This window comes from Devosia aurantiaca (assembly GCF_011058215.1).
In the GTDB taxonomy this organism is placed as follows: Bacteria; Pseudomonadota; Alphaproteobacteria; order Rhizobiales; family Devosiaceae; genus Devosia; species Devosia aurantiaca.
The window spans coordinates 317,390-334,575 of sequence record NZ_JAALFG010000003.1; the positions used below are offsets into that span (position 1 = coordinate 317,390).

The window sequence follows — 17,186 nt, forward strand, 5'->3', positions numbered from 1 at the left end:
GCCATGACCCCGACCACAATCCAGCCTGTCTCCAACCAGCGCCATGATCACGGCAGCCATGGGCGCGAACTGATCCTCGACGCGCGCAACATCGGCGTCGATTTCAAGGTCGAGGGCGGCGTCGTCCATGCCGTGCAGGATGTCTCGTTCCAGCTGCACAAGGGCGAGACCATTGCCCTGGTGGGGGAAAGCGGCTCGGGCAAGTCGGTGACGGCGCGCACGCTGATGAAGCTGCTTACAAAGCGCGCGACGATTCTGCCTAAGGCCAAGGTGACCATGTCCGGCAAGGACGTCATCGCCATGTCGGAAAAGCAGATGCAGAAGCTGCGCGGCAATGACATCGCCATGATCTTCCAGGAGCCGATGAGTTCGCTCAATCCGGTTTATACGGTCGGGCAGCAGATCTGCGAGATCATCCACCTGCACAACAAGGTATCGCGTGCCGAGGCGCTGAAACGTGCCGAGGCCTTGCTGACCGAAGTGCAGATCCCAGAGCCCAAGGCGCGGCTCAACAATTATCCGCATCAGTTATCCGGCGGCCAGCGGCAGCGTGTTATGATCGCCATGGCTTTGGCCAATCGGCCGGACGTGTTGATCGCCGACGAGCCGACGACGGCGCTGGACGTCACCGTGCAGGCGCAAATCCTTAATCTCATCAAGGATTTGAAAGACAAGTACGGCATGGCCGTGATCCTGATTACCCATGATTTGACGGTGGTTCGGCAGTTTAGCGATTATGTCTATGTGATGCAGAATGGGCTGGTGCAGGAGCACAATGCTACCCAGGCGCTGTTCAATAATCCCACCCATCCCTATACCAGACACCTGCTGGCCTCCGAGCCCAAGGGTGCTGCTTTGCCGCTAGAGGAGGGCAAGCACGGGACGGTGCTCGAGGGGCGTGGCGTCAAGGTGAGTTATACCCTTAAGCGGGGCGGATTCTTCAATCCGGATTTCTTTGAACTCAAGGCCGTCGACCAGCTCGACATCAAGTTGAGCCGGCACGAAACGCTCGGGATCGTAGGGGAGTCAGGGTCCGGCAAGACCACCTTTGGGCAGGCCCTGATCCGTCTCATCAACAATCAGGGCGGCGAGATTCTGTTCGACGGCGAGCGCATCGAGAACAAGGACCGCAAGGAGATGCGTCCCCTGCGCAGCCGCATGCAGATCGTCTTCCAGGACCCGTTTGCGAGCCTTAATCCCCGCATGTCGATCCGCCAGATCATCGAGGAGGGTCTGGTGGTCAATGGCATCGGCGCCGACAGCCGCGAGCGGGTCGCCCTGGTGCGCCAGGCCCTCAGCGATGCCGGCATGCCCGATGGCATTCTCAACCGCTTTCCGCACGAGTTTTCCGGCGGCCAGCGCCAGCGCATCGCCATTGCCCGCGCCATCGCGCTCCAGCCCGAATTCATCCTGCTCGACGAGCCGACTTCCGCGCTCGACCTTTCGGTGCAGGCCCAAATCATTGATCTGCTGCGCAAATTGCAGAACGAAAAGGGCCTCAGCTACCTCTTCATCAGCCACGATCTCAAGGTCGTGCGCGCCCTTTGTCACCGCGTGATGGTCATGCAACACGGGAAGATCGTGGAGCAGGGGCCTGTCGCCGATGTCCTCAACAATCCCCAAACCGAATACACGGCCCGCCTAGTGCGCGCCGCATTCGACATTGCCGCCTAGGAGAATAGAGCTATGGCAAATCCAAAAATCACCTTCATCGGCGCCGGCTCGTCGGTGTTCATGAAGAACATCGTTGGCGATATCTTGCAGCGAAAAGCACTTTCGGGTGCCGAAGTGCGGCTGATGGACATCAATCCGACCCGGCTCGAAGAAAGCGCGGTCATCGCCGGTAAGCTGGTCAAGACGTTGGGCGTCAAGGCCACGGTCAAGACCTATTCCAATCAGCGCGAGGCGCTGGATGGCACCAATTTCGTCGTCGTCTGCTTCCAGATCGGCGGCTACGAACCGTCCACGGTCATCGATTTCGATGTGCCCAAGAAGTATAATCTACGCCAGACCATCGCCGATACGCTGGGCGTCGGCGGCATCATGCGCGGCCTACGCACCGTCCCGCACCTTTGGAGCATCTGCGAAGACATGCTTGAGGTGGCGCCCGATGCGATCATGCTGCAATACGTCAACCCGATGGCCATAAACACCTGGGCCATCGCAGAAAAATACCCGAGCATCAAGCAGGTCGGCCTTTGCCATTCTGTGCAGGGCACGGCCATGGAATTGGCGATCGACCTCGGCATTCCCTACGAGGAAATCCGCTACCGCTCGGCTGGCATCAATCATATGGCCTTCTATCTCAAGTTCGAGCACCGGCAGGCCGACGGCAGCTACAAGGATCTTTATCCAGAGCTGTTCCGCGCCTATCGCGAAGGTCGTGCCCCCAAGCCAACCTGGAACCCGCGCTGCCCCAACAAGGTGCGGTACGAGATGATGACGCGTCTTGGCTATTTCGTCACCGAAAGCTCCGAGCATTTTGCCGAATACACGCCCTATTTCATCAAGGAAGGGCGTGAGGACCTGATCAAGAAGTTCGGCATTCCGCTCGACGAATATCCCAAGCGCTGCGTTGAACAGATCGCCAAGTGGAAGAAGACTTCGGAAGACTACAAGAAGGCTGACCGCATCGAAGTCAAGCAATCGAAGGAATATGCGTCCTCGATCGTCAATTCGGTCTGGACCGGCGAGCCTTCGGTAATCTACGGCAACCTCCGCAACAATGGCGTCATCACCAATCTGCCCAACAATGCCGCCGTCGAGGTGCCATGCCTTGTGGACGATAATGGCTTGCAGCCGACCTATATCGGCGACCTGCCACCGCAGCTGACGGCGCTGATCCGCACCAATATCAACGTGCAGGAACTGACGGTTGCGGCGCTGATGACGGAAAACCGCGAGCATATCTACCATGCCGCGATGATGGACCCGCATACCGCAGCCGAGCTCGACCTGGATCAGATCTGGAACCTCGTGGACGACCTGCTCGAGGCCCATGGCGGCATGTTGCCGGACTGGACACATGGCCCACGGAAGCAGCGCGTCGCCTAGAACGCGGCGCAAATCCTCCCACTGCTTCCCAAGAACGGCCCCGGTGATCAGCCGGGGCCGTTTGGTTTCGGGAGCTCAAGAGCCGGAAACGGCGCGACCGGCACTGCGGAACGCAAGTGGCGCCTTGCCGCGCCGCTTGCGCAGCACTTTCGCCAGATAGTTTCCGTCGGCAAACCCAGTTGCCGCGGCAATTTCGGCCACCGACATTTCTGTCGCCAGCAACAGGCGCTCGACCCTTTCTATGCGCTTTTCCAGCACATGGTCGGATGGCGCCATGCCAATTTCGGCGCTGAAGCGACGGACGAAATGGGCCCGGCTCATCTCAGCAATGCTGGCCAAGCGGTCGACCGGCAAGGGCGCGGTGATATTGGCGTCGACATAGGCAAGGACACGCAAAAGGCTCGCGGGCAGGGGCTTTTCCGCTGGCAGCTGGTTGCCGAAGGCGGTGTCGTGAAGGCTTGCCATGGCAGAATAGGCAGCGCTTGAAACCAGCCCGGGAGAGGGCTCGTTCATCTGCAAAAGCGTGAGACAGGCAGCGGCGAGACTGTCGATCTGGCCCTCGGTCGGCTCAAGCACCGGGCCCTTGTTGTCGAGGATTTCGCGCGCCAGTCGCAGCGCCTCGCGGCCGTTGAGCAATAGCCAGAAATATTCCCATTCGCCGCCGCGATCGAGCCAGTAACGGTGGGCGTGCGGCATGGTGACCAGCATCGTGCGGCCGGGCGTCAGGCGATATTGCGTTCCCGCAAAGTCGAGCCGTCCTTCGCCCAGCGTCGTATGCTGGATGACGAGGAAAGGGGCGGTGCCGCGCTTGCTGCCGTCCCAAGAATAGATTTCGTTGCGACGCTGTTCATAGCCGGCGCTGAGCGCCATGCAATGAAGCGGCGTCGCAAAGCGCGGCAGGTTCAGCGCGCGAATGTCGTGGCCATGGTTTAAAAGGTCAGTTAGCACAAAATTACCCGCAACCGCACAACTCTTCTCTACACCGTTCTAGGTCCAGGAGGTACTCAATGAACGAAGATTTGCCGCTGATGAACAGGCGGGAGGAGAAAACATGAGCTTCAAAGTTACGGTGATCGGCGCTGGCTCGATCGGGTTCACCAAAACCCTGATTTCCGACCTGCTCAAGGTGCCCGAATTTGTCGGTTGCGAGTTCGCGTTGACCGACATCAACCCGCATAATCTCGACATGGTCCGGCAGGTCATCGAGACCATCGTCTCGGTCAACAATTTGCCGGCAAAGGTAACGGCCACCACCGACCGCCGCGAGGCAATCAGCGGCGCGCGATACATCATGTCCTGTGTCCGCGTTGGCGGTCTCGAAGCCTTTTCGACCGATATTTCGATTCCGCTGAAATATGGCGTCGACCAGTGCGTGGGCGACACCATCTGCGCCGGTGGCATCCTCTATGGCCAGCGCAACATCCCGGTGATCCTCGACTTCTGCAAGGACATCCGCGAAGTGGCTGAGCCCGGGCGCTGTTCCTCAACTATGCCAATCCCATGGCCATGAATACCTGGGCCGCCGAGATGTATGGCGGGGTCAATGTCGTCGGCCTCTGCCACGGCGTGCAGCATGGTGCGCATCAGATTGCCGAAGTGCTGGGTGTGTCCGATGACGAGCTCGATTATGTCTGCTCGGGCATCAATCACCAGACCTGGTACATCGATATTCGCGCCAAGGGTCGCAAGATCGAAAAGGAAGAGCTGATTGCCGGCTTCGAGCGGCACCCGCTTTATTCCAAGACCGAAAAGGTGCGTATCGATGTGCTGAAGCGCTTCGGCGTCTATTCCACCGAGAGCAATGGCCACCTTTCGGAATACCTGCCCTGGTATCGGAAGCGCCCGGACGAGATCAATCGCTGGATCGACATGAGCCACTGGATCCACGGTGAAACCGGCGGTTACCTGCGCTACTCGACCGAGCGTCGCAACTGGTTCGAGACCGATTTCCCGGTCTTCAAGGAAGAAGCCAATAAGCCGCTTTCGGAACACAAGCGCACCAGCGAACATGCCAGCTACATTATCGAGGCGATGGAAACCGGCCGGCCTTATCGCGGTCACTTCAACCGGCGCAACAACGGCATCATCACCAACCTGCCCGATGACGCCATCATCGAAAGCCCTGGCTATGTCGATCGCTTCGGTATCAACATGATCGAGGGCATCACGCTGCCGACGGCCTGCGCCGCGACCTGTTCGGTTTCCGTTTCGGTGCAGCGCTTGTCGGTTGAAGCGGCGATGACCGGCGACATCGATACGCTCAAGCTTGCCGTGCTGCACGACCCGCTGGTGGGCGCCATCTGCACCCCTGACGAAGTCTGGGCGATGGTCGACGAGATGGTGGTCGCCCAAGCCGAATGGCTGCCGCAATACGCCGACGCCATTCCCGCCGCCCGGGAGCGCGTGGCCAAGTCGACCGTCAAGACGCGCGACTGGCAGGGCGCCGCGCGCAAGGAAGTGCGTTCGGTCGAGCAGCTTCGCGAAATGGCTGGCAACCACGGCTAAAACTTGCCGTAAGGCATGTTTCTCTGGCGATCGGCAAAGGCTTCTGCCGATTGCCAGAGGATGATTCCGGCGGGGCGCTGCCGCCGACAAAGGCGTCGTCAATTGCGATTTGGCCAATACCGATGCTGCTAAATTTGCGGTGCATGCGCTCAGCGCGAGCGATGTGATGCACGAGCAGCCTTAATGCCGTTTGCCCCTTTAGTAACAGGGCTCTGGCGCTAGTATAGCGGCATGAAAATCAGCATTGGCTAGACCAGAATTGCCGTTGCTGCAGTGTCAGCGCGAGGGGTGGCAATCCACATTCTGGCATTTTTGCGGTTGAAATGTCATTCCTGCTGCCATACTCTATTTTCAACACGACATGCTCTGACATGCGACTTCGCTTCATTCTTGAAGCGTTGGCGATATTATTTTTCGACGTTTTATCACCATGGATATTGCCCGTATTTTTGCTTTATTCGTGCGTTGGGTAACTTATGAGGTTTCATGACAGTCAAGTTAAAGGTCAAGGACGTCTTCAAAGTCTTCGGAGATCGGCCTGAGGAAGCTCTGCAGCTGCTTCGGAGCGGCGAAAGCAAGGAAGCAATTTTTCAAGCGACCGGCCAGACGATCGGCGTCCAGGGCGCCGGGTTCGAGGTCGAAGAAGGCCAGATCTTCGTGGTCATGGGTCTTTCCGGGTCCGGTAAATCGACGCTGGTCCGCATGCTCAACGGCCTGATCCGGCCGACCAGTGGACAAATCCTGATCGATGGCGACGACGTTGCGTCCTGCTCGACTGGCAAGCTGCGCGATATCCGGCGCCAGAAGATCGCCATGGTGTTCCAGCACTTTGCGCTGTTCCCGCACCGCACGATTTTGGAGAACGCCGCCTATGGTCTCAAGATCAAGGGCGTTCCGGCCGAAGAACGTCGCGCCAAGGCGCTGAAGGCGCTCGAACAGGTGGGGCTTTCTGCCTGGGCCGACAGCATGCCGGCCGATCTTTCCGGCGGCATGCAACAGCGTGTCGGCCTCGCTCGCGGCCTGGCTACCGATCCGCAGATCCTCTTGATGGATGAGCCATTCGGGGCGCTCGACCCGCTGATCCGCCGGGAAATGCAGGATGAGCTTCTGGCGCTGCAGGCGACGCTGAAGAAGACGATCATCTTCATCACGCATGACCTCAACGAGGCGCTGCTGCTGGGCGACAAGATTGCCATCATGAAGGACGGCGAGATCGTCCAGGTCGGCACGGCGCAGGACATCGTGTCTCATCCGGCCAATGACTATGTCGCAGCCTTTGTCGCCGACATCGATCGCGGGCGGGTGTTTACGGCCGAGACGGTCGCGAGCGAACCGCAGGTCGTGCAGCTCAATTCCGACACCGCGTTTGATGCGGTCAAAACCATGGAAGACCAGAACCTCAACGCCGTCTATGTCATGGATGGGGAAGAGATTGCCGGCGTCGTGACCTATCAGACGGCCGCGACGGCGGACCGCGATAGCGGCCCGGCCGATGTGCATCTGTCCGATGTCATGCTGACCGAATTTCCGACCGCTGATGCAGACACGCAGCTGGCCGATCTTTACGGCGCGGCCAGCGGTGGGCTGCCCATCGCGATCACCGATGCCGACAACAAGCTGGTCGGCGTGATCGAGCCTGAGGCGGTCTTCGCCCAGCTATCATCCGAGACACAAGAAGCGGCTCGCTAGAGCGCTTCAAAATTCAAGAATTAGGAGACGTGCGATGAGCCCGTCCGATTTTCTCGTCATTCCATTTGACGACTGGATCAATGCATTTGTGCGCGGCTGGCTGGTTCCCAGCTTCCGCCCCTTCTTTCGTGCCGTTCAGGTGCCGATCACCCAGGTGCTGAACGGCCTCGATGCCTTTTTCGCCTTCGTGCCGATGTTGGCGACGACGCTGGTCTTTGCACTGCTGGCGCTCAAATTTGCCGGCCGCGGCATGGCGATCTTCACTGTCGTCGGCTTCTTTTTCATCGACATGATCGGGCTTTGGCCCGAGACCATGACGACGCTGGCCATGATTGTCACCGCCGTGCTGTTCTGCGCCGTGATCGGCATTCCGCTCGGCGGTATCCTCGCGGCGCGCAACGACCTTGCCTGGAAAGTGGTACGTCCGACGCTCGACATCATGCAGACCATTCCGAGCTTTGTGTATCTGGTGCCGATCGTGATGCTGTTTGGCGTCGGCATGGCGCCCGGGATCATCGCCACGGTGATCTTTGCCCTGCCGCCCATCGTGCGGCTGACAAATCTGGGGATCCGCAATGTGCGCGGCGACCTAATCGAGGCATCGGAGGCGTTCGGTTCGACGCCCTTGCAGATGCTGTTCGACGTGCAGCTGCCGCTGGCAATGCGCACCATCATGGCCGGCTTGAACCAGACCCTGATGCTGGCGCTCTCCATGGTCGTCATCGCCGCGCTGATCGGGGCAGGGGGCTTGGGGCTGGTGGTCAATACCGGGCTCGGGCGCCTCGATGTCGGGCAGGCCACTGCCGGTGGCGTCGGTATCGTCATTCTCGCGATCGTACTCGACCGCATCACCCAGGGGCTCGGTGCTCCCGGGCAGACCATCTCGCTTCGTCAAACTCTGCTTTCCATGTTCCGGCCGGGCGCACTTGCGCCGGTCGCGACCGGAAAAGTGGCCTCCTAGCGCCACTCGCTGGGGACAAGGTCCCCATTCGCCTCCGCCTCTCCGGCGGATCAACGAAAAGCAACATAAAAGGAGACCAAAACAGCAATGTTCCGTCTCAAGACTCTGCCTGCCCTCGCCACGCTGATGCTCGCCACCACGGCCGTCAGCGCACCCGCTTTTGCCCAGGAACAGCCGGGCAATGGCACCCAGATCACCATGGCCCAGCCCACCTGGGACACCGGCTGGTTCTATACCGAGATCTTCAAGCAGCTCTTCACCGAGCTGGGCTACGAGGTCGGCACTGTGCTGACCCTCGACAATCCGGCCTTTTATCAATCCGTCGGCTTTGGCGACGTGACCCTTTGGGTCGATGGCTGGTTCCCCATCCACAATCCCTATCGCACGGCCTTCGAAGGCAGCGCCGAGATCGTCGGCCCGGTTGTCACGGGCGGCGCGGTGGAGGGATATCTCGTCGACAAGAAGACCGCCGAGGCGATGGACATCACCTCGCTCGAAGATTTCAAGCGCGACGACGTCAAGGCGGCGTTCGATCGGGATGGCGATGGCAAGGCCGATATGGTCGCGTGCCCGCCAGGCTGGGGCTGCGAGCTCACCATCGAGCATCATATGGATGTTTATGGGCTCAAGGACGACATCAACCTGATCAAGGCCGGCTATGCCGCCGCTATGGCAGATGCGGTTGCCGCCCATGACACCGGTAGCCCGATCCTGTTCTACACCTGGACGCCCAACTGGACCGTCAACGAACTGGTGCCGGGCGAGGATGTGGTCTGGATTGAAGTCCCCGAAATCAACCTGCCCGAGGACATGGCCGATCTTGCCGACGCCGCCACGCGTGCTGGCGTCGAGGGCTGCGTCAGCGATCCGTGCATGCTCGGCTTCCCGGCCAATTCCATCGATGCGGTGGTCAACTCGGCGTTTCTCGAAGACAACCCCGCCGTTCGTGCCCTCCTCGAAAGCGCCGAGATTCCAATCGCCGACGTCTATGCGCAGAACGCAGCGATGAATGCCGGCGACAGCGACATCGAAGCGCAGGCTTCGGCCTGGATCGCGGATAATCGCGACGCCGTCGATGCTTGGCTCGAGGCGGCACGCCAGGCAAGTTAAGGACGCAGGAGGCCGGGGTCATGCCCGGCCTTTTTGCAGCACCAAGGTTCTCGATCCAAGCCGCTTGCCAGCCGTCCCGAAATCGCATTTCTTGAAACCGGTTTCAGGAGCGCGAAATGGACTTCCAGGCAGAAAAGAAACTGGTGACCTCGGCCTATGCGGCGATAGGCAACGCAACGGCTTTTTCGATCGAGAGCGTGCTGCGCGGCTATGTCAGCGATGACTGGTCATGGCGCGGCATGCACCCGTTCCACGAGCAGAGCGGGGCCACGGCGGTCGCCGAGACGTTCTGGATCCCGTTTCTCTCCGCGATGACTAAGGTGCAGCGGCGGCAGGACATTTTCTTTGCCGGGCGAAACCAGATTGATGGTTTTCGATCTGTCTGGACCGTGTCCATGGGTCACCTGATGGCGCTGTTCGACCAGCCGTTCCTTGGCATTCCGCCGACCAACAAGATCGTCATGCTGCGCTATGCGGAGTTCAACCGCGTCGAGAATGGGCGGATCCGTGAGACTGCTTTCTTCTGCGATCTGTTGCACCTGATGCACCAGGCAGGGCTGCGGCCGCTACCACCGCAAACCGGCGCACATCTGGTGCAACCGGGTCCAGCGACCCATGATGGCCTACAGTTCGGCTCGGTGCCCGAAAACGAAGGCGCAGCGACGCTGGCGCTGATCAACCGCATGATCGGCGACATTGCGGCCAATTCAATTCCCCGGAGGTTGCGGCGCCACGGGATGCAACGCCGCAAGAGGAGCTGGCGCGCTGCTGGCACGACGACATGATCTGGTGGGGGCCGGACGGCATCGGCGCCACCTATACGATCGACCGCTATATCGAGCAGCACCAGCGCCCCTTCCGCCAGAACCTGTCGAACCGCACCTTCAACGGGCACATCGCCAAACTTGCCGAGGGCAATTATGGCGGCTTTTTCGGCTGGCCCAATCTCACGCTGACGCCAACCGGCGGCTATCTCGGCCTGCCGGGCAATGGCCTTTCCACTGCCGACATGCGCGTGGTCGATATCTATCGGCGCGACGGCGACAAGCTCCGGGAGAACTGGATCTTCATCGACATCCTTCATTTCCTCAACATGCAGGGGCTCGACATTCTCGGGCGCCAAGCCTCTATGCGGCCTTCCCGGACCTTGTAACCGGTTTCACAATTTACTTGCGCGAGGCTGGATGTTTCGCCTAGCCTTTTGAAACCGGTTTCAAGATGGGTTGGAGCCGTGTCATCCTTGGAGGGATAAATGCGCCTGACGACGTTTGCTCTGGCCGGGTTCAGCCTTTGCCTCACCGGCCAAGCCTTTGCGGAATGCGGGATCGAAAGCGGTTCCGTTCGCATCCTCTCGAACGACTTTCCGGCGCTTCGGGCCGTGGAAACGGCGGCCGCCGAATGCGCCAGTGACAGCGTGACCGTTACCGCCAATGCCACGACCGAACACAAGAATCTTCAAGTGCCGGCGCTGACCACCAATCCGGCCGAATATAGCGTTGCCATCGTCGCCAATGGCTCGATCGTGCCGCTGCTCAACGAAGGGCTCGTGCGCCCGCTCAACGAGCTGGTCGAGCAATATGGACAGGATCTCGATCCGAGCCAGCTGATCACCATCGATGGAAACATCATGGCCGTGGCCTTCATGGCCAATGCCCAGCACCTTTATTATCGCGCCGACCTGCTTGAAGAAGCGGGTGTGGAACCGCCGACGTCCTATGAGGAAGTTGTCGCCGCGGCGCAGGCGATCAAGGATGCCGGCCTTTCCGAAATTCAGTGGGCCGGCACGTTTGGCGCTGGCTACGACCTGGGCCAGGAATTCATCAACATGTATCTGGGCATGGGCGGCGGCCTTTTCGACGGTGGCTCTGCAACGGCCTCGGTGAACAACGAGACGGGTGTCGCGGCGCTCGAACAGCTCAAGGCGTTGACCCCCTTCATGATCCCCGAATACCTTTCGACCGATGCCAATACGGTGCAGGCAGACTGGGAAGCGGGCAGGACGGCGATGATGGTGCTGTGGGGCTCGCGCGCTGCGGGCATCCTCGATGACACTGGCGCAGCAGAGGGCGTGGTCGAAAACACGCGCCTTGCGGCGGCACCCACGGCAGGCGGCACGGCGCCGGCGACGACCCTGTTCTGGGACGGCTTCACCATTGCCAAGAATGTCTCGGACGAGGATGCCGAGGCATCGTTCCGCGCCATGATGCACGCACTCTCGACCGACATGGCCAACGCCAATGCAGAAGCTGCGACCTGGCTCATCCCCGGCGCGACGGAGACTGACGCCTCGATCGGCACCAAGGCTTCGGCCAATGCCGGCGCCATCGCTTATCCCATGCTGCCGCAGATGAGCCTCCTGCACACCGCGCTCGGTGCCGAACTGCCGCAATTTTTCCAGGGCAGCAAAAGCGCGGAAGAAGCGCTGGCCGATGCGGAAGCCGCCTATACTGCCGCTGCACGACAGGCTGGTTATCTGCAATAATTCTTCGATCATTGGCGTTCGCCCCAGAGTCGGGGCGGACGCGACATTCATTGCGGAGCGCTGGCATTTTAGCCGGCCAGGAGCGCCATTATGGCAAATTACAAGGTGACCGCAGCTCAGGTCGCCGCGCATGCCGGCGTCAGTAAAGCGGCTGTGTCGCGGGTGTTCAATCCGGGCCGATCGGTGTCGCCCATGCTGGCCGACAAGGTCACCCGCGCTGCCGAGGAACTGGGTTACAGCCCCAATCTTCTGGCGCGCTCCCTCAGCCTTGGCCGGACGCGCATGATCGGGCTGATCGTGCCCTATCTCTACAACCAGTATTATGCCGAGGTGCTGGAACAGATTTCCCTGGCATTTCAGGCCGAGAATTACCGCGTCCTCGTCTTCGTCCTGCCCAAGACGGCGTCAGCCATCGAATCCGTGGTCGAGGATCTTTTGCGCTACCGGGTCGATGGCCTGATCGTCGCCTCGGTCGTGATGTCGTCGCAGCTTGCAGAGCGTTGCACAGAGGCCGGCGTGCCGATCCTGCTATTCAACCGGGTCGAGGACCACGGCACCTTTCCCTCGGTCACTTCGGACAACCTGCGCGGTGGACGGCTGGCGGCGCGGCACCTCCTGTCCCTCGGTCACCGTCGCATCGGCTATATTGCCGGCTGGGAAGACGCCTCGACCCAGCGCGACCGCGAGAGCGGCTTTCGGGAAGAACTGGGCAAGCAGGGCATCGAGCTTGCGGCGCGCGGGGTCGGCAACTTCATGCGTGAAGATGCCGAAAAATCCGCGCTCGCCATGTTCGACACGCCCGACCGCCCCAGTGCCGTCTTCGTCGCCAATGACTTCATGGCATTTGCTGCCATGGATGTGCTGCGTCACAAGCTGGGTCTGCGCGTGCCGGGCGACGTTTCGGTCATCGGCTTTGGCGATATCGCCATGTCGGCTTGGCCTTCGTACGACCTCAGCACGGTTCGCCAGGCGACCGGCAAGATGGTGAGCCGCGCAGTCTCCATGCTGCTCGAAATGATCGAAGAGCAGACCGAGGTCACGACCAGCATCGTCGTGCCGAACACCCTTGTTGCCCGCTCGTCGACGGGCCCTTTTGAAAAGGCCGACACATGAAGGGCTTCGAGCCGCGCTTTGCAGACTTTCCCGATTACATCCTCAAGATCACCGAGGAAATCTGGGAGCAGCGCCGCATTGGCAGCCTGCAGCAATATTACAGCGAGGACATTGTCGTCCGCACGCCGCAGGGCATTTCCATCGGCAATGCGGGCGTGATCGCCGCGACCATGCAGACCCTTTCGGAATTCCCCGATCGCGTCCTGCTGGGCGAGGATGTCATCTGGTCCGGCACGCCCGAAACGGGAATGCTGTCGTCGCACCGCATTCTGTCCACCGCGACCCATCTCGGCGACGGCGTCTTTGGGAAAGCCTCCGGCAAGAGCCTTACCTATCGCGCCATCGCCAATTGCCACGCCATCGACAACAAGATCGACGACGAATGGCTGATCCGCGACACCGGCGCCATCGTGCGCCAGACGGGGCAGGCGCCGAGAGACTTTGCCCAATCGAAACTCGATCGCGGCGAAAAGCCAAAACCTTTCGTTTCGGCCATGGATCGACCTGGCCCGGCTGCGCGCGGTGGCAATAACGACGCTTTCGGCCAGCGCTATGCCGAGACCCTGACCGAGATCATGGACGCGCATTTCGACGTGATCGGCAGCCGCTATGATCGCGCGGTGCAGGCGGATTATCCCGGCGGCAGTTCAGGCCATGGCCGGTCATTTGCCGAGCAGTTCTGGCTGGCTTTGCGCTCGAGCTTTCCTTCGGCGTCCTTTGCGATCCACCAATGTATCGGCCGCGCCGACCCGGGCCAGGCACCACGCGCGGCGCTATTCTTCGCATTGGAGGGAGTGCATGAGGGCCACGGCTATTTCGGCCCGCCGACGGGCAAGCCGGTCTATGTCATGGGGGCGGCGCATGCGGAATTCGGACCCTATGGCGTAAGGCGCGAATGGGTCTTGTTCGACGAAGTCGCCATTTGGCTGCAAATCTTGTCGCAAGACTGAGCTGCAAGGAATAGCGTCGGATCAAACGAAGGCCGGGTCGCTCAGCCATGTTCTTGTCTATCTTCGACATCTTCAAGATCGGCGTCGGGCCATCGAGCTCGCACACGATGGGTCCGATGAGCGCGGCAGCGCGGTTTCTCGATGAACTCTTGCGCCTTGATCGGCCCCGGGCCGCGGGTGCCAAGCCGGTGGCGCTGAGAGCTTCGCTTCATGGCTCGCTGGCCTTTACCGGCGTCGGGCACGGCACGGGCAGGGCGGTCATTCTCGGTCTGAGTGGCTATCGTCCCGATACGATCGACCCCGACATCATGGACAAAACGATCGCCCAGGTGGAAAGCGAGGGTATGGTGCGCCCCGAGGGTCACCCCGCCTACCGGTTCCGGCCATCGATCGACCTGGTCTTCGATCGCAAGACGCCGCTCAGCCAGCATCCCAACGGCATGCGGTTTGCCGCCTTCGACCATGCTGGGCAGGCCGTCTACCGGCAGACCTACTTTTCGATCGGCGGCGGCTTTGTCTTGAGCGAGGACGAGATGCGCGCCATGGGAGCCGCGCCGAGGGCCGATCCAGCCAATGTGCCGTTCCCCTTCCACCACGGCAAGAGCATGCTCGACATGGCGGACGCCTCCGGCCTCTCGGTCGCCGAGATGAAGCGCGCGAATGAAGAAGTGTTTCGGAGCCGGGACGACCTCAACCGCCGCATGGATGCCATCTGGTCGGCCATGTCCGATTGCATGGCACGCGGTCTCCACGAAGATTTCCCATCATGCCGGGCGGGCTTGGCGTCAAGCGACGTGCGCCGGGGCTCTTTCGGCAATTGAGCAAGTCATCGCGGCAGAACCTGGCGGGGCCACTAAGCGGCAATGACTGGCTTTGCGCCTTCGCCATGGCGGTGAACGAGGAGAATGCCGCCGGCGGAAGGGTCGTGACCGCACCCACCAATGGTGCTGCGGGTGTGGTACCGGCGGTGCTGAAATATGTGCTCGAATTTGTATCCGGAGCGGGGCGCAAGGAGGTGCACGATTTTCTCCTTACGGCCGCGGCGATCGGCGGCATCATCAAGCACAATGCCTCCATCTCCGGCGCCGAAGTGGGCTGCCAGGGCGAGGTCGGGTCCGCCTCCGCCATGGCTGCGGCCGGGCTATGCGCCGTGATGGGCGGCACGCCTGCGCAGGTGGAGAATGCTGCCGAAATTGCCCTGGAGCATCATCTGGGCATGACCTGCGATCCGGTGGCGGGGCTGGTGCAAATCCCCTGCATCGAGCGCAACGGCTTTGGCGCCGTCAAAGCGGTGACGGCCGCGTCGCTGGCGTTGAACAGCGATGGTGCCCACATCGTCTCGCTCGATGCCTGCGTCGAAACCATGCGCCAGACCGGCCGGGACATGAGCGAGCGCTACAAGGAAACCAGCCTTGCCGGCTTGGCCGCCAATGTGACCGTCTGCTGAGCGAGCGGCCGTTACACGGCTTCTTGCCGCAGCTGCTTGGCTGGGCGCACCGACATGGCCGACCAGGTGGTGAGAACGCCTGTGGCGATGGTGGCGACGACGGCGCCCAGAATGACCAAGACGATCGTCAAGGCATTGGGTGCGAAGGCGATATCCATGACGAAGGTCAGGATCGACCAGGCGGCCGCAATGCCTAACCCCGCGCCCATTGCCGCGGCGAGGAGGCCAAGCAGCCCGTATTCCACCAAAAAGCCGAAGATGACGTCGCGGCTGGTGGCGCCCAGGACCTTCATCACCACCGCATCGGCTTCGCGCTGCTTGCGGCCGACGGTCATGGCGCCGGCCAGGACCAGCACGCCTGAAATGACCGCAAGGCTGCCGACCAGCGCCACGGCATTGGCGAGGTTGGAAAGGATGTCTTCAATTTGCTTGAGCGCATCGCCGACCGGCAGGAAGCTGAGCGTCGGAAAGGCACGGCCGAGCCGGGTCTCGACTGAGGGTTCGGTGCCATCGGCGACGGCGATGCTGCCCATAAGCGTTTGCGGCGCCGCTTCGATGATGCCGGGCGAAAACAGCAGGCGGAAGCTCAGAGTGCCCTCGCGCCAGTCGATATCGCGGAAATTGGCGATGGTGACTTCGATGGGGCGGCCGGCAATGGCGATGCGCATGGTGTCGCCAACGGCCAGCCCGAGCGCATCGCGCAGTTCGGTGCTGAGCGAAACCAGGGGCGGGCCGTCATAGTCGGCAGGCCACCATTCGCCCTCCGTGACGGTCGAGCCCTGAGGTACATCATTGGCCCAGCTCAAGGCGGTGTCGCCCTCGAACATATCGGCAATGTCGTCGGGCAGGGGCCCGAGATCGCCCGAGGCGGTGTCATTGACGCTTTCGATACTGCCACGCAGCATGGCGATGGTCTCGAGCTCTTCGATGTCCGGATCCGCAGCGGCGAAGGCTTGGACGGCGGGCAGCATGTCCTTGGGCATGTCGAGCAGTACGAAAGCCGGTGCGTCTTCAGCCACGGCGCTGTCGATCTGTGCGCGTAGGCTCTGGTCGAGCAGCGTGATCATGAGCAAAAGAGCCAGGCCCAGTCCCAGCGACAGCACCACGACCGGTGCTGCGGAGCCGGGGCGGTGAATGGCCCGGATAGCCTGTCGCAGCTTGGCATCGGGCAGGGGCGGCAGGCGTCGCAAGGCGGCTTGCAGCAGCCACGCGGCAACCCGCAGCAGGGCAAAGGCGACAAGCGCGCCGACGGCGTACCAGAAGACCAGCCATGGCGCGCCAGTGCTCAGAACCGCCAATCCGGCAAGTGCGGCGAGCATCAGCACCAGCGGGACCGAGGTTTGCCAGACAAGGAGATCGCGCCAGCCGAGGCGCACCTCATCGCTTCTCGAAGATCGGAAAAGGCTCGCCGGCTTCAGTCTCTGCGCCCCGCGTAACGGCAAGAGCGCGAATGCTACTGCGATCAGGAAGCCGAACGCGGCGGCGGTCAGGAGCGACAGGGGATCGACGCTCGGCGGCAGGTCGAGCGACAGCATGCCCGACAAGACGGGCAAGGCCAGAAGGCTCGTGGCGGCGCCAAGAAGGAGGCCGAGCAGCACGCCGCCGGCCGCGAGCAGCATGACCTGGGTCAAAAAATGCACCATGATCCGCGCGCTGGTCGCACCCAGGCTGCGGAGGGTGGCGATGGAACTGCGGCGCTCGCTGATATAGGCGGCAACGGCATTGGAGACACCGGCCCCGCCGACCAGCAGCGACGACAATCCGACCAGGGTCAGGAAGCGGGCGAAGAGATCGAAGAACCGCCGCAGGTTGGCGGCTGCGTGCGTCTTCCGGCTCACGAAGATCCCAATTGCTGTCGGGAAAGGCCTGGTCGAG

At 61.5% G+C, this 17,186-nt stretch carries 12 protein-coding genes and 2 pseudogenes; 12 read left to right on the top strand and 2 right to left on the bottom strand.

What is annotated here, in order from left to right; genetic code table 11:
• The first annotated feature begins 3 nt into the window (after window positions 1-3).
• Together G5575_RS14865 and melA (G5575_RS14870) are read left to right on the top strand one after the other, a co-directional pair.
• On the top strand, window positions 4-1,674 hold the full coding sequence (locus tag G5575_RS14865; RefSeq protein WP_164535016.1) for an ABC transporter ATP-binding protein: 1,671 nt from the start codon (window positions 4-6) through the stop codon (window positions 1,672-1,674).
• A 12-nt stretch (window positions 1,675-1,686) separates the two neighbouring features.
• Window positions 1,687-3,054 (top strand): alpha-glucosidase/alpha-galactosidase, encoded by a 1,368-nt coding sequence (gene melA, locus G5575_RS14870; protein ID WP_164535017.1) that lies wholly within the window; start codon window positions 1,687-1,689, stop codon window positions 3,052-3,054.
• Window positions 3,055-3,129: 75 nt separating this feature from the next.
• Here the strand turns inward: melA (G5575_RS14870) and G5575_RS14875 are convergent, their stop codons facing one another.
• Complete coding sequence (locus tag G5575_RS14875; RefSeq protein ID WP_164535018.1) at window positions 3,130-4,002, bottom strand: AraC family transcriptional regulator; 873 nt, start codon at window positions 4,000-4,002, stop codon at window positions 3,130-3,132.
• Window positions 4,003-4,105: 103 nt separating this feature from the next.
• On the opposite strand from G5575_RS14875, the pseudogene melA (G5575_RS14880) reads away from it, so the two are divergent.
• From melA (G5575_RS14880) to G5575_RS14920, 10 genes and pseudogenes are all read left to right on the top strand, one after another.
• Window positions 4,106-5,559, top strand: a pseudogene (gene melA / locus G5575_RS14880) (alpha-galactosidase).
• A 486-nt stretch (window positions 5,560-6,045) separates the two neighbouring features.
• Window positions 6,046-7,248: a quaternary amine ABC transporter ATP-binding protein gene (locus G5575_RS14885; protein ID WP_164535019.1), complete on the top strand. Its 1,203-nt coding sequence runs from the start codon at window positions 6,046-6,048 to the stop codon at window positions 7,246-7,248.
• 34 nt (window positions 7,249-7,282) lie between these two features.
• A complete protein-coding gene (locus G5575_RS14890; protein ID WP_164535020.1) occupies window positions 7,283-8,209 on the top strand; it encodes an ABC transporter permease in 927 nt (308 codons plus the stop codon).
• An 87-nt stretch (window positions 8,210-8,296) separates the two neighbouring features.
• A complete protein-coding gene (gene proX, locus G5575_RS14895) occupies window positions 8,297-9,319 on the top strand; it encodes a glycine betaine/L-proline ABC transporter substrate-binding protein ProX (RefSeq protein WP_164535021.1) in 1,023 nt (340 codons plus the stop codon).
• 116 nt (window positions 9,320-9,435) lie between these two features.
• Window positions 9,436-10,104, top strand: a complete 669-nt coding sequence (locus G5575_RS19490) for a nuclear transport factor 2 family protein (RefSeq protein ID WP_207633164.1) — start codon at window positions 9,436-9,438, stop codon at window positions 10,102-10,104.
• Window positions 10,101-10,472 (top strand): nuclear transport factor 2 family protein, encoded by a 372-nt coding sequence (locus G5575_RS19495; protein WP_207633165.1) that lies wholly within the window; start codon window positions 10,101-10,103, stop codon window positions 10,470-10,472. Before G5575_RS19490 ends, G5575_RS19495 begins: the two co-directional genes overlap by 4 nt.
• A 99-nt stretch (window positions 10,473-10,571) precedes the next feature.
• Window positions 10,572-11,801, top strand: coding sequence for an ABC transporter substrate-binding protein (locus tag G5575_RS14905; RefSeq protein ID WP_164535022.1), 1,230 nt, complete (start codon window positions 10,572-10,574; stop codon window positions 11,799-11,801).
• A 90-nt stretch (window positions 11,802-11,891) separates the two neighbouring features.
• Window positions 11,892-12,914: a LacI family DNA-binding transcriptional regulator gene (locus G5575_RS14910; RefSeq protein ID WP_164535023.1), complete on the top strand. Its 1,023-nt coding sequence runs from the start codon at window positions 11,892-11,894 to the stop codon at window positions 12,912-12,914.
• Window positions 12,911-13,864, top strand: a complete 954-nt coding sequence (locus tag G5575_RS14915; protein WP_164535024.1) for a nuclear transport factor 2 family protein — start codon at window positions 12,911-12,913, stop codon at window positions 13,862-13,864. The genes G5575_RS14910 and G5575_RS14915 overlap by 4 nt, the downstream gene beginning before the upstream one ends.
• Window positions 13,865-13,911: 47 nt before the next feature.
• Window positions 13,912-15,311 (top strand): annotated as a pseudogene (locus G5575_RS14920) (L-serine ammonia-lyase).
• An 11-nt stretch (window positions 15,312-15,322) separates the two neighbouring features.
• On the opposite strand, the gene G5575_RS14925 reads toward G5575_RS14920, so the two are convergent.
• Entirely contained in the window at window positions 15,323-17,149 is a 1,827-nt protein-coding gene (locus G5575_RS14925) for an ABC transporter permease (protein WP_328766248.1), read from the bottom strand.
• Window positions 17,150-17,186: the final 37 nt, after the last annotated feature.